The organism is Sulfitobacter sp. F26204, from assembly GCF_026410305.1.
Lineage (GTDB): Bacteria > Pseudomonadota > Alphaproteobacteria > Rhodobacterales > Rhodobacteraceae > Sulfitobacter.
Genome location: NZ_JAPMLQ010000011.1, coordinates 39,504 through 63,434, shown reverse-complemented (window position 1 = coordinate 63,434; position 23,931 = coordinate 39,504). Strand labels below are relative to the sequence as shown.

General features: G+C 54.3%; 18 protein-coding genes. 4 read left to right on the top strand and 14 right to left on the bottom strand.

Annotated elements, in window-relative coordinates; genetic code table 11:
* Nucleotides 1-35: 35 nt before the first annotated feature.
* The 5 genes from tssC to OS190_RS18845 all read right to left on the bottom strand — a co-directional run bounded on the left by tssC (nucleotide 36) and on the right by OS190_RS18845 (nucleotide 5,665).
* Nucleotides 36-1,529 (bottom strand): type VI secretion system contractile sheath large subunit, encoded by a 1,494-nt coding sequence (gene tssC, locus OS190_RS18865; protein WP_267160257.1) that lies wholly within the window; start codon nucleotides 1,527-1,529, stop codon nucleotides 36-38.
* Between the two features lie 53 nt (nucleotides 1,530-1,582).
* The gene (tssB, locus tag OS190_RS18860) at nucleotides 1,583-2,098 is read right to left on the bottom strand and encodes a type VI secretion system contractile sheath small subunit (RefSeq protein WP_267160256.1); all 516 of its coding nucleotides are present in this window, start codon (nucleotides 2,096-2,098) and stop codon (nucleotides 1,583-1,585) included.
* Nucleotides 2,099-2,225: 127 nt separating this feature from the next.
* Nucleotides 2,226-3,557, bottom strand: a complete 1,332-nt coding sequence (locus OS190_RS18855) for a type VI secretion system protein TssA (RefSeq protein WP_267160255.1) — start codon at nucleotides 3,555-3,557, stop codon at nucleotides 2,226-2,228.
* 31 nt (nucleotides 3,558-3,588) lie between these two features.
* Nucleotides 3,589-4,947 (bottom strand): type VI secretion system-associated FHA domain protein TagH, encoded by a 1,359-nt coding sequence (tagH, locus tag OS190_RS18850; RefSeq protein ID WP_267160254.1) that lies wholly within the window; start codon nucleotides 4,945-4,947, stop codon nucleotides 3,589-3,591.
* 118 nt (nucleotides 4,948-5,065) lie between these two features.
* The gene (locus tag OS190_RS18845) at nucleotides 5,066-5,665 is read right to left on the bottom strand and encodes a DUF6931 family protein (protein WP_267160253.1); all 600 of its coding nucleotides are present in this window, start codon (nucleotides 5,663-5,665) and stop codon (nucleotides 5,066-5,068) included.
* A gap of 159 nt (nucleotides 5,666-5,824) precedes the next feature.
* Between OS190_RS18845 and OS190_RS20615 the strand changes: the two genes are divergently transcribed.
* Nucleotides 5,825-6,100, top strand: a complete 276-nt coding sequence (locus tag OS190_RS20615) for a glutathione S-transferase family protein (RefSeq protein WP_416237426.1) — start codon at nucleotides 5,825-5,827, stop codon at nucleotides 6,098-6,100.
* A 280-nt stretch (nucleotides 6,101-6,380) separates the two neighbouring features.
* On the opposite strand, the gene OS190_RS18840 is transcribed toward OS190_RS20615, so the two are convergent.
* From OS190_RS18840 to OS190_RS18815, 6 genes are all read right to left on the bottom strand, one after another.
* Nucleotides 6,381-7,835 (bottom strand): caspase family protein, encoded by a 1,455-nt coding sequence (locus OS190_RS18840; protein ID WP_267160252.1) that lies wholly within the window; start codon nucleotides 7,833-7,835, stop codon nucleotides 6,381-6,383.
* Between the two features lie 20 nt (nucleotides 7,836-7,855).
* Nucleotides 7,856-8,929, bottom strand: coding sequence for an OmpA family protein (locus OS190_RS18835; protein ID WP_267160251.1), 1,074 nt, complete (start codon nucleotides 8,927-8,929; stop codon nucleotides 7,856-7,858).
* Between the two features lie 173 nt (nucleotides 8,930-9,102).
* A complete protein-coding gene (gene ispD, locus OS190_RS18830) occupies nucleotides 9,103-9,807 on the bottom strand; it encodes a 2-C-methyl-D-erythritol 4-phosphate cytidylyltransferase (protein ID WP_267160250.1) in 705 nt (234 codons plus the stop codon).
* A 46-nt stretch (nucleotides 9,808-9,853) separates the two neighbouring features.
* Entirely contained in the window at nucleotides 9,854-11,389 is a 1,536-nt protein-coding gene (locus OS190_RS18825; protein ID WP_267160249.1) for an indolepyruvate oxidoreductase subunit beta family protein, read from the bottom strand.
* Nucleotides 11,386-13,536, bottom strand: a complete 2,151-nt coding sequence (locus OS190_RS18820; RefSeq protein WP_267160248.1) for a thiamine pyrophosphate-dependent enzyme — start codon at nucleotides 13,534-13,536, stop codon at nucleotides 11,386-11,388. The genes OS190_RS18825 and OS190_RS18820 overlap by 4 nt, the downstream gene beginning before the upstream one ends.
* Before the next feature lie 9 nt (nucleotides 13,537-13,545).
* Entirely contained in the window at nucleotides 13,546-14,010 is a 465-nt protein-coding gene (locus OS190_RS18815; protein ID WP_267160247.1) for a MarR family winged helix-turn-helix transcriptional regulator, read from the bottom strand.
* Between the two features lie 314 nt (nucleotides 14,011-14,324).
* Between OS190_RS18815 and OS190_RS18810 the strand changes: the two genes are divergently transcribed.
* Both OS190_RS18810 and OS190_RS18805 read left to right on the top strand, forming a co-directional pair.
* Entirely contained in the window at nucleotides 14,325-16,445 is a 2,121-nt protein-coding gene (locus OS190_RS18810) for a YjbH domain-containing protein (protein ID WP_267160246.1), read from the top strand.
* Nucleotides 16,442-17,095, top strand: a complete 654-nt coding sequence (locus OS190_RS18805) for a YjbF family lipoprotein (protein WP_267160245.1) — start codon at nucleotides 16,442-16,444, stop codon at nucleotides 17,093-17,095. Before OS190_RS18810 ends, OS190_RS18805 begins: the two co-directional genes overlap by 4 nt.
* Before the next feature lie 164 nt (nucleotides 17,096-17,259).
* Here the strand turns inward: OS190_RS18805 and OS190_RS18800 are convergent, their stop codons facing one another.
* From OS190_RS18800 to OS190_RS18790, 3 genes are all read right to left on the bottom strand, one after another.
* Nucleotides 17,260-18,609 carry a polysaccharide biosynthesis/export family protein gene (locus OS190_RS18800; protein WP_267160244.1) on the bottom strand — a complete coding sequence of 450 codons (1,350 nt, stop codon included), beginning with the start codon at nucleotides 18,607-18,609 and terminating at the stop codon, nucleotides 17,260-17,262.
* Between the two features lie 153 nt (nucleotides 18,610-18,762).
* Nucleotides 18,763-19,554, bottom strand: coding sequence for a metallophosphoesterase (locus tag OS190_RS18795; protein ID WP_267160243.1), 792 nt, complete (start codon nucleotides 19,552-19,554; stop codon nucleotides 18,763-18,765).
* Nucleotides 19,555-19,684: 130 nt separating this feature from the next.
* The gene (locus OS190_RS18790; RefSeq protein ID WP_267160242.1) at nucleotides 19,685-21,565 is read right to left on the bottom strand and encodes a polysaccharide biosynthesis protein; all 1,881 of its coding nucleotides are present in this window, start codon (nucleotides 21,563-21,565) and stop codon (nucleotides 19,685-19,687) included.
* Nucleotides 21,566-21,813: 248 nt separating this feature from the next.
* On the opposite strand from OS190_RS18790, the gene OS190_RS18785 reads away from it, so the two are divergent.
* Nucleotides 21,814-23,925, top strand: a complete 2,112-nt coding sequence (locus OS190_RS18785) for a GumC family protein (RefSeq protein WP_267160241.1) — start codon at nucleotides 21,814-21,816, stop codon at nucleotides 23,923-23,925.
* Nucleotides 23,926-23,931 lie beyond the last annotated feature (6 nt).

The window sequence follows — 23,931 nt, the reverse complement described above, 5'->3', positions numbered from 1 at the left end:
CCTGACGCGCCTAATTGCGCGGCAGAAATTTGTTATTATTTACCTGTTGGCAGCTTGGAAACGAGACTCATGCCAATATCCATGCCTTCCAGTTGGAAGTGAGGTTTGAGAAAAAACTTGCCCTGATAATAACCCGGGTTCAATTCGTCCTCGACAACCTCGACCTTCGCGCCGGCCAAAGGCTTTTTCGCCTTTTCAAATTCACTGGCGCTGTCTGGGTTTCCTGAAACATATTTGTTGATCCATGCCTGCAAATCCATTTGCAATTGCATACGATCGGGGCTTTGCCCGATTTTGTCGCGCACCATCGCCTTGAGGTAATGACTGAAACGCGAGACAGCAAAGATATAGGGAATACGTGACGACATATTGTCTGACGCCGTCGCGAGGTCATCGACATATTTCTTCGGACGATAGAGCGATTGCGCACCGATAAACGCCGCTTTGTCCGTATGCTGGCGGTGGATCAAGCCGATCAGGCCGGCCTGGGACAATTCGCCTTCACGGCGGTCGGTGATCGACACTTCTGTCGGGCACTTCAGATCCTTGGCACCGTCACCCGTATCAAACAGATGCGTCGGCAGATTGGCAACTTCACCCCCTGAGGTCACGCCGCGAATGCGAACGGTCCAACCGCTTTCCTTGAAAGCGCGGTTGATATTTGCCGCCATGGCATGGGCCGCATTCATCCATGAATACATCCGACCACCATGGCCGTCGGTATCTTCGACAAAGTTGAATTCTTCCACCACGGAATTGCTGTTGGGGCCGTAGGGTTCCCGCGCCAGAACACGGGGCAGGGTCAAGGCGAGGAACCGCGCATTTTCACTGTCGCGCAGACTGTTCCACTGGGCATATTCCGGTGTCTCGAAAATCTCGCTCAGGTCCGGTGGCACGGAAATCTCATTCCAACTGTCCAGCCCCAGCAATTCGGGCGAGGCGCCGGAAATGAATGGTGCCAAAGACGCCTCGGCAATTTTGCCGATAGAGTTCAGCAAGTTCACGTCAGGCGAAGATTGGTTAAAATGATAATCCCCGATCAAACAGCCAAATGGTTTACCGCCCAATGTCCCCAGATTTTGCTCATACACCATATCATGCAGCGGGGACTTGTCCCACTTGGCACCGGGATACCGGCGCATCATTGCTTGAAGTTCTTTTTTCGAGATGTTCAGAACCTTGACTCGCAAGGTGCTGTCAGTCTCGGCGTTGTTGAGCGTGTAGGCCAGACCGCGCCAGCTTGATTCAAACTGCTGGAATTCCTCGTTATGAATGATTTCATTCATCTGGTCGCTCAGCTTTTCGTCAAGCTTTGCCAGCATCGCATCCAGCGTATCGATCACATCCTCGGCAATCAGCGACTGATCACCCATTGCTTCACGCACAAGCGCGACAACCGCGTTGTCCACTTCTTTTGCGGCCACTTCGGAACGGGGTTTGATGGTCTGTTTTAGGATGTCGGAGAATTCGGAAAGTTCGTCAAGCGCTGCTGCACCCTGCTGGTTTTCCTGTTGTAGTTCATTTGTCATCTTGATCTCTTTTCCGGCTAAACTGGTCAGGCGTGGGGCTTACGCCACTCTGCTTAGTCTTCATCATCGTCAGAACCGGCACGGTCTGCCAAAGCGGCCATCAACTCAGGATCGCTCAGCAGCTTTTGCAAATGTTCCTGTGCCTTCGGCTTGGCGCTCATATAGCGTTGCAGGTTTGCCAATTGCTCGCGTGCTTCCAGAATTTTGCGCAATGCGGGCACCTGCCGTGCAATCGCTGCCGGCTCAAGGTCTTCCATCTTTTCAAACTGGAGGTTCACACCCATCTTTTGCTTGCTGTCAGGGTCCAGTTTATTGCTGACCATAAACGTCATACCAGGCTTGGCCGCATTCATATAATCGTCCAGCGTGTCCTTGGTCACATCCGAAAACTTGCGCTCGTCCGCTGGTTCCGGCTCAACCCCAGGGTTATTGCCTGACAGGTCGGACATCACACCCATGACAAATGGCAGTTCCACCATCTTTTCACTGTCATACGGATCTTCGTATTGAATTTGTACACGGGGTGGGCGATTTCGTTTGATGAAACCGGAACCAGAATCAGACGCCATTCTTAACTACTCCAAAAAAACAAATTGGGTTTTTCAACCAAAAGTGAAGCAGCGTTAACCGTCAAAGTCAACGACTCCCCATATCTTAGATGTTGGACACAAAGGATTTTTGACAAACTATACATTCTCATGGGTTTGTTTCCACAACTGGCACCAGTTCGTCAACCAATGATTGAAAATCACGTTCCAGATAACTCCTTGCACGTTGCAACAAAATGGGCACCGGTGATGACCGTTCGACGCGCAAGAAATAGCTTTCTACCGCCCGCATGGCGCCTGCTGCCGCACCACCCGTGCGGATCACTGGCAAAGAGCCCTCGGGCACCTGGTTTTCTTCAACCGGTGCGGGGCTTTGCGGGGCACTATCAGTCAACTGACGCAACCGCTCGATGTTCAATGAAAATCCCGTCTGCGGTCCGAAATCCACTACCGCTTTGCTGGCCTTTTCCGGCAACAATGTCTCAAACGCTTCGATGAGCGGGCGACCAATCAACAGACGCGCTTGAGTCACCAGCAATAATGCGGCCGAGGACGGCTCTGACCTGCGGTAATAATGCTCGCAGGCCTCCAGGGTCAGTCGCGCGTGGCTGTGGCTGGTGATGATTTCACCTTCGACCATATCCTCTGCTTTGGCCATGTCGCCAGCAACATCCCCGGTCTGGGATTGTATGTCGGCGGGGGTAACGGTTTTCACCTCGGCCACTCGCAATTCTGGCCGCGCCGTGCTGATTGCGCCCAACATATCGCGAACGGTCCCGTTGATCAGATCAAGTGACGGGGCAAAGGGTGCGGCTTCATGTGTCTGGCAGGCCACGGTGATGCGCCCCAGTGCTTCGGATATTCGCACCAATGCCTTATGGTTTGCGCCAAGCCGCTTCTTGTTGCCCGGATCTGACAAGGCATCGCTCATCATGCCCGATGTCAGATCCTGTTCAGCTTGCAGCGGTGTCACGCTGCCTGCTGCTACCCTGATCTTGCGCAAGCTGACTTCATCGGTGCCGGTCAACCCTAGAAATTGCAACGGCTGGACCATCGTGACCTGATTGTTCAAATCACCCAGTGCATCACGACGTTCACCCATCGTTTGCGGATGCAGGTCAGTGTCATATGTCTCAAGCAACAGCGCAATCGCCTCGATCGCATCGGCCAATGTATCAAGCCGCCCCGCCAGCGCCTCCCATTGTGCCAATAGCACCAACAGGCGTATGTCGCGGCTTTCTTGCAACAACACTTCGATCTCGCGACGTTCCGTTGCGATGTCGACCTCGCCCGAGTCAAAAATGCTGTCCGGTGACGTTGTCCCATCCGGGCGTTCAACACCGGGGCGATAGTAATACGAAGGCAACCGGCCCAATGCGCCAAAATAATAGGCTTCATAGCCTTCATGCATCGTTGCATCCAGATCAGGACCACAGGGCGCATCCGCCGCCACGGGCATAAGCAATTCATCAAGCGTCAAGATTTCGTCCCCATCTCAAGAATCCAACGGATCATTCCGTTTTGCGCGCTGCTTTTGCATAGGCTTTGGCAAAGGCACGCAAAAATACGTCCAGCATGCCATGATCGCCAGTGCTGGCCTTTTCGTCCCATCTTTTGACATAAGCCTCCCAGTTTCGGGTACGTTTTGAACCACCCAAAAGGTTATTTGATGTCCGCTCACGCTCTTCGATTTCGTCAGGCGATAGATCCTTAAGAACATCGGCAAGCGCGGGCTGGAGCGCGGCAAAAACCGCAGTTTGGTGGCGACGCAAATCACTCAGCGCGTTTTCAAAGGCCTCTGCGCCAGTCAGAAACCCTTCACGCGGCCGTAAGAACAAAGCGGCAAAAGCCTCGTCTGTATCCGGCACGAATTTCATCGGATTGTTGCCTGTCGCCGTGCGCATCGTGCGTTCGCCACCACGGGTAAACTGCTTGACGCTGGCACGATCTTTCAGCATCGCCATGGTTTCATCCACCGTCACCCGCGCAGATTTGCCAAGCGCTTCAACCAGTTCCAGTGGATCAATTCCCGCCATCGAATCCTCTGCAATGCCTGCACCTTGACAAAAGGCATTCAGAACCGCCTGCATATCCAGCGTCGCAGAAACAGGTTCCGCCTCGGACTGGGTCGCCTGGTCCTTGTCCGCAGTCGGAAGAGATGGCGCTGCCTCTGCCCGGGCCATGCGGCGCGGCGGCTGTACGACGGTCTCCAGCGGATTGCCCAGACCCGGCATCGGCATCGGTTTGGGCGCAGAGATCGGGGGCGGTTCGGATTGTTCCATAACTTGCGGCGGGTGTTGCACCCCTCCATCACGAGGGGCCTGAACACCGGGTTGCTGAATAGCTCCGCCTTCACCTTGCCGTTGTGGTGGCTTGCCGGGACGTTGGAGCGGTACAAATTCCTGCGCCATCTCATCCAGATGGTGCGGATTGGCGGCCGGGTTGGGCAGCGGATTAACAGGTGTCAGCACCTCTGCACCCAAATCCCACGGATCACCCTCGGTCGCCACACCCCATGGATCTACTGCCGCTTGCGGTTGGTCTGCTGGCGTGGTTTCGGCCTGCTGGTCAAACAGTGTCACCGCAATCACATAATGTCCTACAATCAGCCTTTCACCACCCTGCAACCTGACTGCCCCGTCAATGCGGTAATGGCTGCCTTGCAGATAGGTACCATTGGTCGATACATCGCGAACCCAGTAACCACCATTCACATATTGAACATCAAAATGATGGCTCGACACATGTTTGGCAGGGTCAGGAAGCACCCAATCCATGGAGGCACGCCTTCCGACACTGCCCCCTCTTTGATCAAAAGAGAACGATGTCGGCCCGCCATCTTCTAGCGTGTCATAGTTATCGATTCGCATTCGAAGTGTCATGAAACGTCAACTTGCGTCAAATTTGCTGGCAATTCCAGCAGGATAAACCACTCTGTGGTATTCAAAAAACGGCAAGGCCACTGATGCTTGGAACCAGATACATGCCCTAGTTAACATGAAACAAAACAGCGGCCTGATCAATGAACCGCGCCAGCCGGATCGGGCGGGATTGCAGATCGGACCGTGCCAGACAGGACAACACCGCGGTATTCAACGCGCGTGGTCCACGATGCGGGGGGACACCCGCCGGATCGTTCGGCGCAATCGGGCCACCCGACCACCCCACCGCCAGACCGAGGTAGGTCGCAGGGGTCAGCACAGGCGCATATAGCGCGGCCTTCATCGCACGATAGCGGTTTTCATTGTCAGGATATTGCGTCCAGTTTGCCACCAGTTCCATCATCTGACGGTCCGCAGGGGTCAAGCTGTCTCCAGACAAACGCAAACATTCATATCCCCACCACACGCCCATCTTTGGCACCGCTGCAAAAGACGTATAGGTTACCGCCTCTTCGGGCGTTGTCGAAGCACGCAGCCGGTACAGAAAATCGACGGCGCGTTCGGTTTCTTGCGGACGGTGTAGCGTCAATTGCGACACATGCGGCATCTGTACATATAATTCGTAAGGACTGCCAAAGCGTAACGCAGCAACCGGTGGCTGCGTCTTGTCGGGTTCTGCGTTGCTTACATGATCATTCGGGGCCATCTGTTCAAAGTTCCTCGAAATCGCCTCTACGTCAATCCATCGTTGGCTTTATCCAGACTTCTTGGAATATGCCAAGGAAAGGATTGGTCAGGCGCCATTTTCCCGCTGTTTAGGACCTGATAAAAAACATAATACTGATTACAGCCATGTCGCTTCAGCGTGAGTCCACAACCGTTTGGCCAGATCCCGGCCTATGAAGACGGCGACATATCATTGTTCGAATCCGGCGCAATTGTCCTCCACATTGCCGAGCGACATGGAAGCCTGCTTCCAACGAACGAAATTGCGCGTGCAAAGGCCTTAAGTTGGATATTTGCGGCCCTCAACACGGTAGAACCACCAATCGTGGAACGCGAATATGTGAAATACCTTGAAGCAGAGAAGAGCTGGCAGACAGAGCGGTTCGCGACTGTTGATAAGCGGATCAGAACCTAACTCGACCAATTCGCAGCCAACTTCGGGGACCGTAAATGGCTTCTGGGTAGGTTTGTGCAGCGGACATTCCAATGGTTCATGCCATTCGCAGACTGGAAGGCACAGGAATACTCAAAGACTATCCCGTGTTCATGGATTATATCAACAGAGCGGCGGAACGACCCGCTTACAAGCGTGCGTTTGAGGCGCAGTACAAAGCTTTTTGCGACATTGCGAATAGCTGAAACTGCACGCACTATTTCCCTGCATTAACAACATACCGACTAAACGCGATTTTTCCTTACTTGCAGTCACCCGCAGCCCAGGCGCGCAGGTTCAGTTTGAACTCCCCGCCAAACGGATGCTGTTTGGAAACCGCATGGTCATCGGCCGCAGCGACATAGGTCTTGCCCTGGGTACACAGCGCCTCTTTGGTCCACTGGTGACAATTCGAACAGGTTTGACCCTTCCAAAGCTCCTCCGGGATGCCTTCAATCGGGGCAAAGATCGGTGAGGTCTGCACCAGTTCTTCGATACTCTTGCCCTTGATCGCGGCATTCCCGCCGGTAAATGGCATCACGAAGGTCAGCTCTGGGCCCATCGGGACTGCTGCCGCACGCGACGCGGTGACAATCTGCGCCTCTGACTGCTCCTGCGTGGCGAGGCGTTCCGCCTTTTCCGCAAGAATTTTCAGTTCAAAAGTAGCGAACTCTGCGTAAATGCCATCAGGATAGGCCCGTAAATAGGCCTCATAATCTTGCGCCGCACCCGAAGACTGCGCTGCAGCGATCATGCGTTCCTGTTCCGCTGTGTCGTCGACTGGTTCCACCGTCGCAACCGCCGGGGCACGTTCTGCATCGACGATCCTGTTCAACAAGGCACGGGCCTCGTCGATATGAACACTGTCAGGATAGCTGCGCATGAACAGGACCACCGGCACGGGATCGGTGCTGTTCTTGACGGTTTGCCACAATTGAACATCTTCGCCGACAGGCTGTCCGGCAGCGAAAAAAAAGTCATCCGTCAACGACGACGTATCCCATGGGGTTTGCTGCCCGTTGGTTTGTTCGATCACTTCGACGCGCACATTCTTGAACATCTGTTCGATCGGCACTCCCGCAACGGGGATCTGGCCTGCCAGTGCTTTGGTAAAGGGGCTGTTGCCACCGACCCCATCCAGCGCCACCGCACCCGGAGCTGTCGAATAGGCCAGAAAGGTGCCCGTGGGCGATTTCATTTCCGCAAGACCATTGTCATTCAAATCGGGGATCGCCTCGAACGGGTTGTTCCGGCAGGCATCCAGTATCACGATATTGGTCCGGTTCTTTGCGGAAAACATCTGTCGCAACACCGCCTGGGCGGGCACCCCGACAAGGCTGAGGTCAGCGGCATTGTTCAGGCTGGCATCCGTCGGCAACAGATAGTTCGCCCCAAAAGATTGCACCGCATGACCAGCATAATAAAACAGCCCCGTCGCATCCTTGCCACCTGTGCGCAAGTCACGGCCGAACTGCGAAATCGCGCGGTTCAAGGTCACTTGGTCGGCATCCAGCAACATTGTCACCTCGAAACCATGTGCCTCAAGTGTCCGTGCCATCAGTTCTGCGTCAGGCACCGGATTGTCCAACGGCGCTACGGATCCGTAGCTGCCATTCCCAACGATAAGGGCAATGCGTGGATCGGTATCCTGCGCCGCGGCAATCCCCGCAAGGCACAGCCCGAGCAAGACGACCATACGGCCAATAAAACTGGTCATTTTCATACGCTCTTTTGGCATTAGTTGCTCAACACCTTGAATTCGATCCGCCGGTTGGCCCAACGTCCCTTCCTGGTCTCGTTGGTGGCAATCGGGCTGCTTTCGCCATAACCCTTGCTAACCAGAACAGTCGGGTCCAGATCGCGTGAAATCAAATACCGTTTCACCGATTCCGCACGCTTTTCAGACAGGCTCTGGTTTGTGGCTTCACTGCCGACTGAATCGGTATGTCCGCCCACTTCGATAACCATATTGGGACAACGTGCGATGATCCCGGCAAGACTGTTGAGCAGTGGTTCGCTTTTGGCATCATGACGGGCACTCCCCGAGGGAAAGTATATATTTCCGGTGCGCGACAGGATTTCGAACCGACCCTTGCAAGCCTCACGGTCAAAATCCCCTTCAACCTCAAGCGCAACAGATTCGGGTTTGGCCGCCGGCGCCGGCGTTGCGGAGGCCAGCGTGCTGTTGCGGGCAAATACAAAATCGAACGACACTGTAGCCGACGGGATGATCGTGACGTTTGCCGCATCCTGCAGCTTGCCCAGCCCTTCCAACAAATCAAAATCACTCACGCTCACCGAAATCGGTGTTGTGCTGGCCACCGAAACAAGGTCTTCGCTCAGCAGGGTCACCGCGACCTCGGCGTCAAATGATTTTGTCACGCCATGCAGCTCCATCGTGTAACGCACCGGCACCGTCTTGCGCCGTTTGTCGCGCAGATCATTCAAAAGGCCTGCATCCATCTCTGTCGTGATGGTTGCCGAGGGAAACTTGAACGTTTCGAAAAAGAGGAACCGCATGCGGACGTTGCGCAGGTCGATCTTGGTATCAACCGAATCCAGCAAGACCGACACTTTGGTTGTACCATCCTCTGCGATCGTTCCTTCAAGCGTGGCAAAGCTACTGTTCTCAACCACAGTCTGTTTTTTGACGGATTGGAAATTCAACGCCGACATGGCAGGCTGCAATGTCCAACCACCGGCAAAGGGATTTTGCTGCGCTTCCGCCCGCAGGGTCAATGTGGCGAGGGTCAGCACAGCCGCCAACAGAACAGCGGTGGCCTTGCTATAAAAAGATGTCAAATAATTCATCGCGGTCTCCTGATTGCTTAATAATTCGCGCAGGGGTGTAACGTCGTAAATAGGCCCATAGTGTTACACGTCATTAGGTCGCAAACCACATATTTTTACCGAAACAGTTCCCAGAGCGCTCAACAGGGCTTCCCACGATCATTTTCACGGCATATGCGCGAAAAACGCACAGGCTAACGACCTGATGCAACAAACCTTTCAGCCCGCGCCAAATCCTGCGGTGTGGTGATCTTGAAATTCGCGGGATCGCCGGTGACAATTTTGACGGCGATGCCCATCGCACGGGCAATTTCAACATCATCCGCAGCCTCACCGTCATAATCAAGATGCGCCCGCCGCAATACCTCGAACCGGAACCCCTGTGGCGTCTGTGCCCGCCACAACCCGCTCCTTGCCACAGGTGTCAGGGCCTGATCACCCTCACCCCGCCAAAGCGCATCAACCACCGGCAATGCCGCGAAAGCCGCGTCGCCCTGATCAAGCGCCGCCAGAACATCAATTACAATTTCCCGTGTCACAAAAGCACGGGCGGCATCATGTACCAAAACAACATCGGGCGCTTGATCCGTCAGCGCGTCAAGTCCGTTCATCACCGATTGAACCCGCGTGTTCCCACCAAAGGTAGGAGGACAAAGCCTATCATCATCCAAACCGGCCAAAACCGTTGCATAGCGGTCCTTGTCATCAGGATGGATGACGGTTTGAATTGCAGCGATCTCTGGCATCCCCAGAAATGTCTCTAAACAACGGCGAAATGCGCAGAGTCCATCAATCGGCACATATTGCTTTGGCACCTCGCTGCCAAAACGCCGGCCGCGTCCAGCCGCGACAATCAACACCGCTGCACGTGTTTTAGGGTTTGTGGATGACTCGCTCATGATGTGCGCAATCTACCGCGGTTCCAAAAATAAGACACCCTATGTCTCAAACGAAACTACGTACGGTATCAAGCGCACCATCCAGCGCCTTGCCCTCAGGGTCCTGCAAGGCCGCCTCGCGCAGGCGGCGCATCCAGTCCGCCGCATCCCGACGCCCGCGCAACATTTCAACAGCACCTGACACCTTGGCAAACTTGCTCAGTCCTCTTGCATGCGTATCGGAATACCCTTTGATCAACCGCCGATTTTTCAGCATCTCGACCGCCAACCCGTAATCTTCCTTTGTTAGCGCCAGACTGTCAGTCAGCCAGCGTTCCAGATGCGCCAGTTCGACGGCGTGTCGTCGCGTTTTCATGCGAAAGCCTTTTAGGCTGCTCAGAAAATACAGGACCAGAAAGGAAGGCAAGGTATGGCTGCGCAACCGACGACCCTTTTTAAACATCCGGTTCAACAGGGCCATACGCTTGGGCGATGCTTCCCACCGGGCACCCATTCGGGCTGGCATCAGACTGGCAATCTCTTCCGCGCGCGGATGGAAAAATTCAGTCAATTCGACGAGGTTCGTGTCTTTTGCTCCCATCTCTTCGCGAATACGCTTCAGACGCGGCGCGCGGGTCTTGAGGTCCGCAACGCGTATGATGTCATCATAGGTCATCGCGCGGGCAATATATTTTGCGCCGGCAATACCCAGGGACCAATTCTGCGTTGCTGTGTCCCTTGCGACCACCTTTTCCAACCGCTCCAGGTATTGCGCACCATAGGCGCAATCCTGAAAATCAACCACTTTGACCAATCCCGGCAGGGCCATCTGCTGAACCGGTTCAGGCAATTCTTTCACCCGCATCTGCAAAGCAGTCCAAAGCGTCATTTGCGCCTGTGGACCCACAATCACCTGCGCCGGTGCTTCCGGAGCGGTGTCAGTCTCTGTTCCGCCCATTTCCGCCACATCATACCCAGCCGCAAAGGCCCGAAGTGAAGCCTCGACTCCTTTCCCGCCAGAACGGATCGCCTCCTCGAAAGCCCCACGGGAAAAGGGTAAGCCCCCCGAACCGGCAAGCGCCCCAAACAGGCTCGCCGAAATCACCGATCCATGAGCCGTCGCCAGACGATCCATATCTGCCAGAATGAAACGTTGGGCTGCGATCTCGGCTGCGGCGACCACTTCACCAGCATCGGCAATGCCATCGCCCGGAGCCGCCTTTTCAGAAACCGCCAGCGCGCGATGGCTCGACCCGATCAAAAGGGTACGATCCGGCGTTACAAATCCCCGCATGATGGCACGGCCGACTTCCATCATTTCGGCAGCGATCAGAATATCAACATCACCTGCCGACGGGGCCAAGGCAAATACCGGCTGTTTTTCCGCCGCCGCCATCATTTCGATGTAATAGATTGTCGCACCCGTGCGTTGTGAAACACCTGCCACACTGGTCGCCTGGCAGACAAAGCCCTGCGCCCGCGCCAGACTTTCAATCCAACCGATGAGCACGCCACCGCCCTGCCCGCCCACAGCCATGATGGCCAGTTTGATGATCTGCCGGTCGCGCAGTTCCGGTCCATTCCGTGACAAAGGGCAGTTCACGGCACCACATCCTCGAACTGCAGGCATCTGGCGCTACGTCTTGCCTGTAACCAAGTGATGATCCGGCTGCGCAATCCGGCCCGCCACGACTCAAAAGCACTGGGGTTATGTACCACATCCGCCCGATAGAACGACGGGCAGAGGACCGCCGCATCCGCGACCTCGCCACAGTTACCGCACCCAACACAAGTCTGGTCGATATAAGCGACCGGATCATCCCTCAGGGGATCATCAAGCCGTTTCAGCGACAGGGACGGGCATCCCGAAAGCCGGATACAGGCATGATCACCCGTACAAATGTCGGCATCTACCCCAAAGCGCGGGACATCCACCCGGCGCCCTTCCTTGATCATCTGTGTGCGGACCGGTTTTTCCCGACGTTGTTTGTTCAACATACATTCCGAAGAGGCGACAATCACTTTCGGTCCCTTGAACTCCGTTGTTAGAGCCTCATTCAAAGTATCGCGCACCTTGCTCACATCGTAAGTGTGGTCGATCTGGCGGATCCACTCCACGCCAACACCCTTCAATGCGGCCGAAATCGGGTTGCCCGTTGATTTGGTGCCATTTTCAGCCCGGCTCGAAAGAACATCCTGCCCGCCCGTCGCCGCCGAATAATAATTGTCGACAATCACCACCACGTTGTCGGATTTGTTAAACACCATATTCCCGATCGAAGAACTCAATCCATTGTGCCAGAAACCGCCATCCCCCAGCATCGAAATTGCCCGGCGGTCGCCACCACCGTCAAAGGCGGCATTGGCAGCTGGACCCAGCCCATAACCCATCGTGGCACCGCCAATCTCAAAAGGTGGCAAAGCTCCGAAAAGATGGCACCCGATGTCTCCTGTGATCTGATGTTTGCCCAACTCCTGCTCGACCAGCTTCATCCCGGCAAAGATCGGCCTTTCAGGGCAACCTGTGCAAAATCCCGGTGGCCTGACCGGCACGGTCTTGCTCAGGTCCGGGATTTGTGAGGCCTCTCTGTTCGGCGCACGGACCTGCCCGGGCAACAGATCCGGTGCCGCCTGTTTCAAAAACGCCGTGACCCCATCCAGCATCACCTGGCCAGTATATTCACCCGCCATCGGCAATACGTCCTTACCATACAGCGTCAACTGGCGGCCCGCCTTGAACAGAAAGGCACCCAACTGCTGTTCGATATGATCCGGCTGACCTTCTTCGACGACCATGACGTGGTCCTTGCCCTCGCAAAACCGGTCAAATTCGTCCCTAATAATGGGATATGTCACGTTCAAACAATAGATCGGCACTTCTGTCTCGCCAAAGTCATCAGCCAACCCAAGACGTTGCAGGGCACGGATCAGGCCATTGTACATCCCTCCTTGCACGACGATGCCCAACTTGGCCTTTTCTGGTCCGAAGATCTCGTTCAGACTGTTTTCTACAATGAACTTCTCGGCCGCGGGCCAACGGTTCTTCACCTTGTCCTGCTCGTGCACATAGCTCATCGGCGGCAAAACCACACGATTGAAATCCGATTCCGGATTCGCGATCGCATCTTTTACCGTCAAAGGCGGGACCAGATTATCCCGGGTCGTAAAACTCCCCGTCACATGGCACGACCGAATGCGTACCATCAGCATCACAGGTGTATTACTCGCTTCACTCAACTCAAAACCATCCTGCACGGCTTTGGTTATGCTCGGCAGGTTGGGGCGCGGATCAAGCAACCAGAATTGCGATTTCATCGCAAATGCATGACTACGCTCCTGCATAATCGATGAACCTTCACCATAGTCTTCACCGACGATGATCAAGGCTCCACCCTTTACCCCGCTTGAACACAGGTTGGCCAAAGCATCCGACGCCACATTGACCCCGACCGGCCCTTTGAAGGTAACTGCACCGCGAATTGGATAATGAACCGAAGCCGCTAACATCGCTGCCGCCGCTGCTTCGGAGGCATTCGCCTCAAAGCGGACGCCCAACTCAGCCATCAATTCCTCAGCGTCCGAAAGCACATCCATCAAATGCGAAATCGGGGCACCCTGATAGCCACCAACATAGCCGACACCGTTTTCCAGCAACGCCTTGGTAATCGCGAGGATCCCTTCACCGGTAAAGACATCACCCGCACCTTTGCGCAGATGCTCTACCTCAGCCTTGAATGAACGTTCGGCCATCTCAATCCTTCAAAAATTATGCTTGCGAATATTGCGCAGCATCTTTTGTAACGTAGCGACAAATACCTGTTTTTCGGACTCACCAACGCCCTTGAACATAGCCTCATAGGCGGCTGACATATGCGGCCATAGCCTGTCATAGGTTTCGCGTCCCGCCTCTGTAATAAAAACCCGCGTTGCACGACTGTCTTGTAAATCATTCTCGCGCCGCACCATGTCATTCTGTTCAAGCGTGTCCAACGCCCGACTTAGGGTCGATTGCTGCACCACCGCATAGACAGCCAAATCGCGGATCATGATGCCGTCTGTCACCGACAGGATCGCAAGGGACCGCATCTGGGATGTGGTCAGCCCAAGACCGAGCATCTCAGCCTGCAAAGCCTTGTTATAACGCCCGATGATCCGGTTCATCAGATAGGGCGCAAAATTGTCCAACCCCATCTCTTTCAGGTGTTCAGCACTTTTTAAGGTCATATCCCCTGTCCATTCTTGCGCGCTGCCCTGCCCCTGTCGCGAAAGAACCTGCCTGCACAAACGGGCTTCCCGGCTAAGGCTATGCTAAGGGAAACTACATGCATTTGCAACTATTTTGCATTTTTGCACCGCGCAGCAAATCAAAGGGATAGATCAAATGCGCGTTTTTCGACCTGCACACAACCTGCGCGCCATCGTGCTGTTGCATAACTAGCGCAAACTCGGTTCAACAACTTAAATAACGGTGCCACCACTGTAACGGCTGCACCGCGTTCCGCTATGGTGTCCAAAAATACAGGAATCCTCGGTTAGTCATGCGTCGTCATACATCAGCCTTTTTCATTTTCGCCTTTGGCACCGCCTCAGCCTTGGCACTGACCAACGCATCGGCGCAATCAGACCGCACCACCCTGTCGACCTATGGCACACCTGGTTTGATCGAAACACCGACAGCCCGCAGCCTGAATGACGGTGAACTCGCTTTCACCTCCAGTCTGGTTGGACCGACCATGCGCAATACGGTCACTTTCCAGATTCTGCCGGGCGTATCCGGTAGTTTTCGCTACACCCGAATTGATGGTGGCCAGGCCGATGGCTCGGCAAATTTCGATCGTAGCTTCGACATCAGTTTCCAACTCCTTGATGAAACCGATCTGCGCCCTGCCGTAGCGCTCGGTCTCAGAGATTTCCTTGGCACTGGTCTTTACAGCGGTGAATACCTTGTAGCGACGAAACAGATAGGGTCAAAACTTGAAGTCACCGGCGGGATAGGTTGGGGTCGCTTTGCCGGGCGCGACAGCTTTACCAATCCGCTTGGAATAATAGACGACCGATTTGAAACACGACCAACCGGAACGGGTGGACGCGGCGGCAAAGTCGAAGCCGGGGAATGGTTTCGCGGACCTGCCTCGATTTTTGGCGGTCTCGCTTACCACCTCAATGATCAAACAACACTTTTTGCCGAATATTCAACCGACACCTATGATCGTGAAAGCAATCAGGGCCTTATCGATATTTCATCTCCTCTGAATGTGGGCGTTCAGTACCGCTTCAAAAACGGTGTGGACCTCAAGGCATTTGTCGTAGGCGGCAATGAGATCGGGGCGCAGGTGACCTATGTGCTCGACCCCGCCAAACGTGCAAACCCGGGAGGCCGTGAAACCGCGCCCCGCCCGATTGGATCTCGCCGTGATCTGGCGCTTGCCGATTGGAACAATTCAGCCCGTGGTGGCGGCAAGGACGCTGCGCAAAAGGTTCTTGATGCCCGCCTCGCCGAAGACGGGCTGATCTTGCAGGGTTTTGAACTGTCGCGCACCCGCGCAACCGTCCGTATCGAAAACACGCGCTTCGGAGCAGGGGCTCAGGCGGCTGGACGCGCCGCGCGCGCCATGGCGACAACTTTGCCCCCCGACGTCGAAGAACTCACCGTTATTTTCCAGAACAAGGGCGTCCCGATCAGCCGCATTGTCACCAAACGCTCTGATTTGGAGGACCTGCAATACGATTATGACGGATCCTGGCGGTCCTACTCCCGCGCCAGCATCGAAGACGCCTTCGATGCTGATCGATCCGGCGAGGTTGTCGACCTCTATCCTGTTTTTGACTATGGCCTTTCTCCCTATGCATCGTTTTCATACTTTGACCCTGACGAACCCGTTCGCGTCGAAGCTGGTGCACAGTTCAAGGCATTCTATCGGCCAATGCCCGGTCTGACCTTTGCCGGCCAATTGCGTTACCCTCTCGCAGGTAACGTCGAAGACAGCGACCGGGTCTCGGATTCACTGATCGAACCTGTGCGTACCAACGCCGTGCGATATGCACGCGAGTCCGATCTCGAAATCAACAAACTGACGGCGGAATACCAATTCCGACCAGGCAAAGACCTGTTCGGCCGCGTCACTGCTGGTTATCTTGAAAACATGTTTGGCGGCGTTTCAGCAGAACTGCTGTGGTATCCCACCGGCAGCCGTCTGGCCCTGGGTGCCGAGATCAACTATGCAAAGCAGCGCGACTTTGACATGCTCTTCGGCTTTCAGGACTATGATGTCGTGACCGGTCATGCCTCTGCCTATTATGACTTTGGAAATGGCTTTTTGGGTCAGATCGACGCCGGTCGTTATCTTGCCGGTGATTGGGGCGCAACTGTCGCCCTTGACCGTGAATTCAACAATGGGTTCCGCGTTGGTGCCTTCTTTACCCTGACCGACGTGTCCTCTACGGATTTTGGCGAAGGGTCATTTGACAAGGGCATCCGCTTTGAAGTGCCCCTCAGTTTCCTGACAGGCAAACCGTCCAAAACGATATTGAACCAGACAATTCGCCCTGTTCAACGTGATGGTGGTGCGCGTCTGAATGTGGACAACCGTTTGCACAGGCAGGTCCGCGATGCACGTGGCAAGGAACTGCGTGATGGATGGGGGCGTTACCTGCGATGAAGTGGAAATTTGGCATATTGGCGGGCGCCGCTTTTTCGCTTGCAGCCTGCGGAAATCAAAGTTTTCAGGACCGCGCCATCGGTCTGATGCTTGAGGAACCGAATTTAGCACACGCCGCGGGGCAGTTTCCGCGCTTTGCACCACTCCTGGCCGCCAAGCGCGGCCCCGCCCTGGACGTTCAGATCGTCCAGAGCGGTCTGCGCGGTGGTTTCCTGCGCGAATCCACCCAGGGCACGATCGAAAGCTGGCTCGGCAATGATGGTGTCGCGCTGATTTTTGATCGTGGTGTTTTACATGGCACACGCGGTTTGGGTGCTGGCATGTTGGCTTCTGACGTTTCTGCCTCGGCCAATGCGATCCTCGCTGGCCGCTCAGGTGAGGTTGATCGCATTCATACCTTCCTGAACGGAAACGACATTGCCGTGATCCGAGCCTATAAATGCACCATCGTCAACGAAGGATCAGAGACAATCCAACTCGACAGCGGTGCAACGTCGACCCGCCGTATGGTCGAGACCTGTTTCAGCCTCGATCAATCGTTCAAGAATATATATTGGGTAGACACCAGCCGCGGCCGCATTGTGCAGTCACGTCAATGGAGCGGTGAATTCGTCGGCCAATTGGCAATTCAAACGGTCTATAACTTCTAACACCTGACCTGGTTTTAACTGTGTTAGCGCCCTGCACCGGCAGTGGGCTGACCCTGCCTGTGCATCCTTTCATGCGCCGGGATGCGAACCACCCTACTCAAACACCAAACGCAGGCAGGGTCCCCCCCGCAAGCGTCGTTTTGTTTTATCCTGGCGCGCCAGGATCAGTTTGTCGCAGCATTGGCTGTGCTGATGATCGATGGGAAGATCTGTTTTAATGCGCGATTCCAGCGGGTGATCGGCTGTTCTGCGATAAACACGATGTCGTTCGGCTGCATCTTGAAACGTGTCGCCAACGAAAGATTGGCTGCGTTTTTGGTATCCAGATGCCAGGCAGTCACAGCCCCAAGGTCCGCAGGGTTCGATGATCCACGCAAGACGTAAATCTGGCTCGGGTTGCCTGTCTCGCTAGAAAAGCCACCCTCGGAATAAAGCGCATCCGCCAAAGTTGCCTGTCGCCCGAATGGCATGGTAAACCGGCCTGGTTTGCTGACTTCACCGGTCAGATAGACAAAATCGCGGTCCACAGCGTCAAATTCAACACGGTCGCGGAAGTTTGTCCGCGCTTCGGTCAAGGAGGCGCGACGCAGGTTCACCTCTGCGTTCAGTTCGGCCAATGCCTGAACCCGACCCTGCTGGCGGAATTGTGCCAGTGTGATCTGCTCCTGGAAATAGGCCTGGGCTTTGTCCAACTCAAACTCAGTATCGACAAAAACACTGTCGCCATCAACCAGCCGCACCTTTTGAAGATCGCCACGGCGCAGATATTCCTCCAACGGGATCTGGTACAACGTGCCATCGCGATAGATTCGGATCGATGCAAAATCCAGATCGCTTGAGGCAACACCGCCTGCGGCGGCCAACGCCTCATCCAGATACAATGGTGTGAGTCGGATCGGTGCTACCGTCGGGTTTGCAACGGCACCACCCAGCGATACGCGCTTGGAATTGAATTCAGCAATCTCAAGGCTGAAGGTCGGGTCGATCTGCGCCTGGACGAGGCTCTGGAACAATTGCGCTTCGGCTTCTTCCAATGTCAGCCCGTTCAATTGAACGCGGCCCACTCCGGGAACCGCAATCGCACCATCATCCTGAACAGTGTATCCTTGGCGTGAATTCTGCGCCGCCAGCAAGCCGCTCAGTTCTTCGACGGTAGTGCCGCCGGATTTTGTCGCCAGCAACAGAACATCACCCACACCTATACGATATGGACCTGGATTGGCATTTGGTGGCACCCGCAATGTCATCGCTGCGGGGCGCCGCTGTTCATTCAGGCTTGTCGTGGGTGCCAAACCCGCCCCGCGTGCGGCCCCTGCCCCGCCTGCGTTCTGAAAAAAGACAGCCGGCAATTGTTTGGGATTATACTTCGCACGGTTTGCGACCAGCACAGTTTCAGCATTCACTGGCAACACACGTACCTTTCCGTCACGGGCATCTACCTTGGGCGACACATAGACAGTTCCGCAACTCGCAAGGAAAAGGACCAGCGCGGCCGTGAATGGAAATTTCAGCATGGATGACCCCTTGAACATATTTGTGCTGCTTGTTTCGCAAAAAGCCCCCCATTTCAAGTTTCAGTTGCTCAAATTTTTGATAAGCAAGTGATTGTCGCAGGATTGCCGCAGGTTGTTTCCAATTTGTAACCAATCCACCGGTACAAACTGCAATCAGAAAAATGTGCAAACCCCCGGTTCTATCAATGCCAGCGTCAATTTACCCGAATGATAAGCGCCGGTATCAATTGAAATCCGCGATTTGCTGATCCGTGGTTCCTTGACGATCGTATGACCATGAACAACCCAAAGATCGTCATCACGCGGTGTCGTCATAAATTCATTGTGGCCCCACATCAGAGTTTGGGTGGATTGATCTTCGGGGGACAGATGCGGGTCCATTGCCGCATGGGCAACACAAACATTGCCGCTTTTGAATTTCTTGGGCAATTGACGCAGCCATTCCAACTGCCCTTCGGGCATCGCCGCTTCCAGTTTCATGCTTGCCTCGGTCAACTCCTCTACGTTGGAACGTTCACGCACACCACCGATCTTGTAACTGGCCAATGTCTGCAAACCGCCATTTCGCAACCATCTCGCGCCCCGGCCCGCAGGATCATCCAGAAAATCCAACATCATCCGTTCATGATTACCCATCAGACATTCAACATCATAGGGCAGGCTCTTTTGAAGATTGTGAAGCCAGTTCAGGGTTTGCGCTGATTGTTCGCCACGATCTACATAATCCCCGACGAAAACCAGTTTGGAGCGTAGATCATCCCAATCTTCGACAGTCTCGATATGGGCTTCCAGCCGTTTGATCGTATCCAGCAAGAGGTTCAGGCATCCATGGACATCGCCCACAACCAACAACCTTTGGTCCGGAGCGATCTGTGCCAGATCAACTGCCCTTTCAACCTTGCCCGTTGAACTTTTGGACAGCAGTGACTTCAATTGGTTGAACAAGATTTACCAGCCTTACATCGATCATTACACCGCAAGGACGTATAGTCAGCAGCAGAAAATGTCGACTGACAACTTCTGGCAGGTCAGTCTCTGGTGCGACCAGAGAAAATCACCGCCCCATCCCCGGTCGTTACTCGGCAGGAACTTCTTCACTCTGAACATGGAAACCTTCGACGCGGGCCATGATCAGCTTGCGCAACCGGTCGGCGTCACTTGCAACGATTGCGGCCTGTAATTCACGCAGCATCGCAGCCACTTCGATCTGACTGAGCATCCCTTCTTGAGCGCGCAGAATTTTCGGGTGAGGTGTCGGCAACAAGTTGTCATCATCAATCAGCAGTTCTTCATACAATTTTTCGCCGGGCCGGAGGCCTGTGATCTCGATTGCAATGTCGCCAACACCGGTTTCGCTGTCCTTGACCTTGCGACCTGAGAGCGCAACCATCTGATGAGCAATATCAATTATCTTTTTGGGTGTCCCCATATCAAGAACGAAGACATCACCATCCTTGGCAAATGCACCCGCCAGCAATACCAATCGCGCCGCTTCGGGAATGGTCATGAAAAAGCGCGTGACATCCTTGTGGGTCACCGTGATCGGCCCGCCCTTCGCAATCTGCGACTGAAACAACGGAATCACAGACCCCGAAGACCCCAACACATTGCCGAAACGCACCATCGAGAACTTGGTCGCGGTGCTGCGCGTCTGCAGGTCCTGAATAACCAGTTCGGCCATGCGTTTGGTGGCACCCATGATGTTTGTAGGGCGCACAGCCTTGTCAGTCGAAACAAGAATGAAACGTTCAACCTTCGCTTCGGCAGCAGCCGTGGCAACGATTTGCGTACCCATCACATTGTTGCGAGCACCTTCAAGTTCGTTTTCCTCGACCAAAGGTACATGTTTGTACGCCGCCGCGTGCAAAATGATTTCGACGCCTTCACGTGCGATCACCCCCGACACGCGTGCCTTGTTGGTGACCGAACCCAAACGCGCAGTCACCTCGATACCGGCCGTGTTCGCAAGGGTCTTGAGTTCCTGATCAATGGTATAAAGCTGGTATTCGCTTTGTTCAAAAAGGATAATCCGGGTGGGGTTACAACTGAGCAATTGGCGACAAAGCTCTGATCCGATGGACCCCCCTGCCCCGGTAACCATTACCACCCTGCCCGCATAAGCCTTTGCAATCTCGGGTGTATCAAGCGCGACGTTCTCTCGTCCCAGCAATTGGTCCGGCGAGACCGGACGCAGACTGTCGGCAAATGCATTACCGGTCATCAATTCAATATAGGACGGCAACACCTTGACTTCGGCATCATAGGTTTTGAGTTTCTCGATTATCTCGGTCCGGCGACTCTTGCTCAGGGATGGCACCGCCAACAGGATCTGCGAAATATCCTGCCTGCTCAGCTGCGCTTCCAGAACGCTGGGGCTATAGACCTGCAAGCCTGAAATCATCAGTCCGTTCAAGCTGGGGTTGTCATCGACAAAGAACATCGGGCGCGCTTCCTGGGCCTGACGCAAGGCAGAAGCAAGTTGTATGCCAGCCGCCCCTGCCCCATAGATGGCCACGCGTTTTTGATTAACATCGCGGTGAGCCGCCCACCTGAGCACCGACAAAGCCGCAAGCCGCGTTACAACCGCCAGACAAAAGAAAATGATCCCAAAAATCAGCGGGACAGAACGCGGCCCATCCAACCCAAGCAAATAGCTGAAAATAATTGCACTGACTGAAAGCACCACAGATGCCACACCGATGCGCGAAACAGCGTTTGTTTCAAAGGCATGCAACTTGATCCGGTCCAATTTGAGCACATAAGCCGCGACAACACCGATCCCCGTCATCAACGGGAAAAGCAACAGGCTGGACGACAGGAACTCCCACGGTCTTGCAGAGCCATAGCGCAATGCGAAACCAGCATAGAGGCTGATCGGAACCAACAGACAGTCCATCAACAAGAAAACGATCCGTTTTTCGCGCCGAGACAACCGTTCTGGCTCTAACAAAATCATTGCGACTGAATTCCTGTCAATTTTTCACTTCACTATCAGCAACTACGACTTGCATGCAATAACATGCATTTATTGCAAGGGTTGCGCAGTTCGCTTTGGCAACTTTCCGCCAGACTGTCGAAGGCAGGGAAACAATATGGCAGTTATTATTGCAACATTGCCTTTATTTGCAACCTGTGGGAAGCAGGCGCCGACAGTTTTAGCTAATGAGTAAACTTGTGAACCCTGTAAATCCGACGAATCAAGCGATGATCCCAAATATACACTCAACTGATAACGATGAAATTGATCTCAACCAGTTAGCGCGTACGGTCTGGCGCGGTAAATTCTGGATCATGCTGACAGCATTAATCGGTGTCTTGATCGGTGGGTGGTACGCCTATGTCATGGCGGTCCCGGTATACACCTCAAAATCAACAGTCACTCTGGAAAGCAGACAAGATCAAACGGTCGACATTGAAAGCGTTGTCACTGGGCTTTCCGGCGATCAAGCAACGATCAACACGGAGGTCGAAGTGATACGATCTCGAGGGTTGCTTGAGAAACTGGTCTATCGGCTGAATTTACTCGAAGACCCTGAGTTCAATGGAAGATTACGTCCTAAACCAAAGGTCTCGGTCTCATCCCTTGTGGCGTTTATCAAATCAAAAATCCTGACCGATCAGCTTCCACAAAGCCCGCCCTCAGATCGCAAGGTGCTCGATTCTGTAATCGATGCCGTGTTTTCCTCGATAAGCGTCTCAAATATAAGACAAAGTTATGTTTTCACAATTACCGTGACAACCCAGCAAGCTGAAAAATCCGCCGCAATGGCAAATGCCCTCGCGGAACTCTACATCCTTGAACAACTCGAAACAAAGTTCAACGCCACTGAACAGGCCACAACATGGCTGACCCAACGGGTATCAGAGCTACAGGTCCAGCTTGAAGAGGCCGAAGCCAAGGTTAAAGACTTTAATGCAAGCGCCCAATTGGTCAGCCCCGAAGCCCTGGTCGGGCTGAACCGTCAGATCAAAGAGCTTCGAGATCGTCTGAAAGAGACCATAACAAACAAGGCAGTGTCTGTTACGCGCCTTCAAGAGCTGGAGCAAGCAAAGGCATCCAATGATCTTGCTGAAATGGCCCGAGTTGTAAACGATCCAACACTCAATCGCGTCTTGCAAATCATGCAAGACAGTGGCGATGCCAACCCCGATACAACCGCTTTTGAAGCTCGCTTCGACCAAATTCTTACGCGTGCGCAGGTTGACGTTTCTCGCGCCGATCAACAGATCGAAGCGTTGGAAGCCACTGTAAAAGGACAGGAGCAACAAATCAGCGATCAGTCCTCCGATCTTGTCCAGTTGCAGCAACTTCAGCGCGAAGCTGAGGCAAGCCGCTTGATCTATGAGTTCTTCCTGGGCCGCCTGAAGGAAACCAGCGTCCAGCAAGGCATTCAACAGGCCGACAGCCGCATGCTTTCTCGCGCAGTTGTGCCCCATAGCCCTTCGGCCCCGCGCAAATCAAGGATCCTCGCACTGTCCCTCGTTTTGGGCGCAATGCTAGGTGCCGGCCTCGTCCTTGGCAAAGAGCTTGCGCAGACAACCTTCCGGGATGTTGCTGAACTTGAAAACCATACCGGGTATACGGTTATCGGCCAGATCCCTGCCATTCCGGCACGCCGTCGCAAGAACGTGCTGAAATATCTCACGGACAAACCAACCTCTGCAGCGGCAGAAGCAATCCGCAACATGCGCACTTCGATCCTATTATCCAATCTTGATCACCCGCCGCAAATCATCATGTCCACTTCTTCCATTCCTCAGGAAGGCAAGACAACACAATCGCTTGCTCTGACACAGAACCTTACCGGCCTGGGCAAACGTGTCCTGCTGATCGAAGGCGATATCCGGCGGCGCGTGTTCGGTCAGTATTTTGATGTAACGGATCAACCCGGCCTTCTCTCTGTCCTGTCGGGAGATCTTTCCCTGGCCGATGCAACGATCGAAATCCCTGAACTCGGGGCGGATATTCTTGTCGGTGAAAAGGCCACAACCAATGCCGCTGATATTTTCTCATCCCGGCGTTTTGCCAATCTACTTGACGAAGCACGCTTGCAATATGATTACATCATCGTTGACACACCACCGGTACTCGCCGTGCCGGATGCGCGGATCATTGGACAGGTTGTCGATGCCATCATTTATACCGTCAAATGGGACAGCACCTCACACCGTCAGGTCCGTGAAGGGCTGAAATCACTAGAAGATGTCAACATCAAGGTCTCCGGACTGGTACTTAGTCAGATCAATGCACGCCAGATGAAGCGGTATGGCTATGGCGACAGCTATGCGGCATATAGTGCCTATTACGACAATTAGAGCCTG

What these genes read in the sequence shown, in the direction of transcription:
- OS190_RS18800 (WP_267160244.1), bottom strand. Translation starts at nt 18,609, where the DNA reads ATGCTGAAATTTCCATTCACGGCCGCGCTGGTCCTTTTCCTTGCGAGT.
- tssB (WP_267160256.1), bottom strand. Translation starts at nt 2,098, where the DNA reads ATGGCGTCTGATTCTGGTTCCGGTTTCATCAAACGAAATCGCCCACCC.
- OS190_RS18810 (WP_267160246.1), top strand. Translation starts at nt 14,325, where the DNA reads ATGCGTCGTCATACATCAGCCTTTTTCATTTTCGCCTTTGGCACCGCC.
- OS190_RS18840 (WP_267160252.1), bottom strand. Translation starts at nt 7,835, where the DNA reads ATGACCAGTTTTATTGGCCGTATGGTCGTCTTGCTCGGGCTGTGCCTT.
- OS190_RS18815 (WP_267160247.1), bottom strand. Translation starts at nt 14,010, where the DNA reads ATGACCTTAAAAAGTGCTGAACACCTGAAAGAGATGGGGTTGGACAAT.
- OS190_RS18835 (WP_267160251.1), bottom strand. Translation starts at nt 8,929, where the DNA reads ATGAATTATTTGACATCTTTTTATAGCAAGGCCACCGCTGTTCTGTTG.
- OS190_RS18805 (WP_267160245.1), top strand. Translation starts at nt 16,442, where the DNA reads ATGAAGTGGAAATTTGGCATATTGGCGGGCGCCGCTTTTTCGCTTGCA.
- OS190_RS18790 (WP_267160242.1), bottom strand. Translation starts at nt 21,565, where the DNA reads ATGATTTTGTTAGAGCCAGAACGGTTGTCTCGGCGCGAAAAACGGATC.
- tagH (WP_267160254.1), bottom strand. Translation starts at nt 4,947, where the DNA reads ATGCGAATCGATAACTATGACACGCTAGAAGATGGCGGGCCGACATCG.
- OS190_RS18785 (WP_267160241.1), top strand. Translation starts at nt 21,814, where the DNA reads ATGATCCCAAATATACACTCAACTGATAACGATGAAATTGATCTCAAC.
- tssC (WP_267160257.1), bottom strand. Translation starts at nt 1,529, where the DNA reads ATGACAAATGAACTACAACAGGAAAACCAGCAGGGTGCAGCAGCGCTT.
- OS190_RS18845 (WP_267160253.1), bottom strand. Translation starts at nt 5,665, where the DNA reads ATGGCCCCGAATGATCATGTAAGCAACGCAGAACCCGACAAGACGCAG.
- OS190_RS18820 (WP_267160248.1), bottom strand. Translation starts at nt 13,536, where the DNA reads ATGGCCGAACGTTCATTCAAGGCTGAGGTAGAGCATCTGCGCAAAGGT.
- ispD (WP_267160250.1), bottom strand. Translation starts at nt 9,807, where the DNA reads ATGAGCGAGTCATCCACAAACCCTAAAACACGTGCAGCGGTGTTGATT.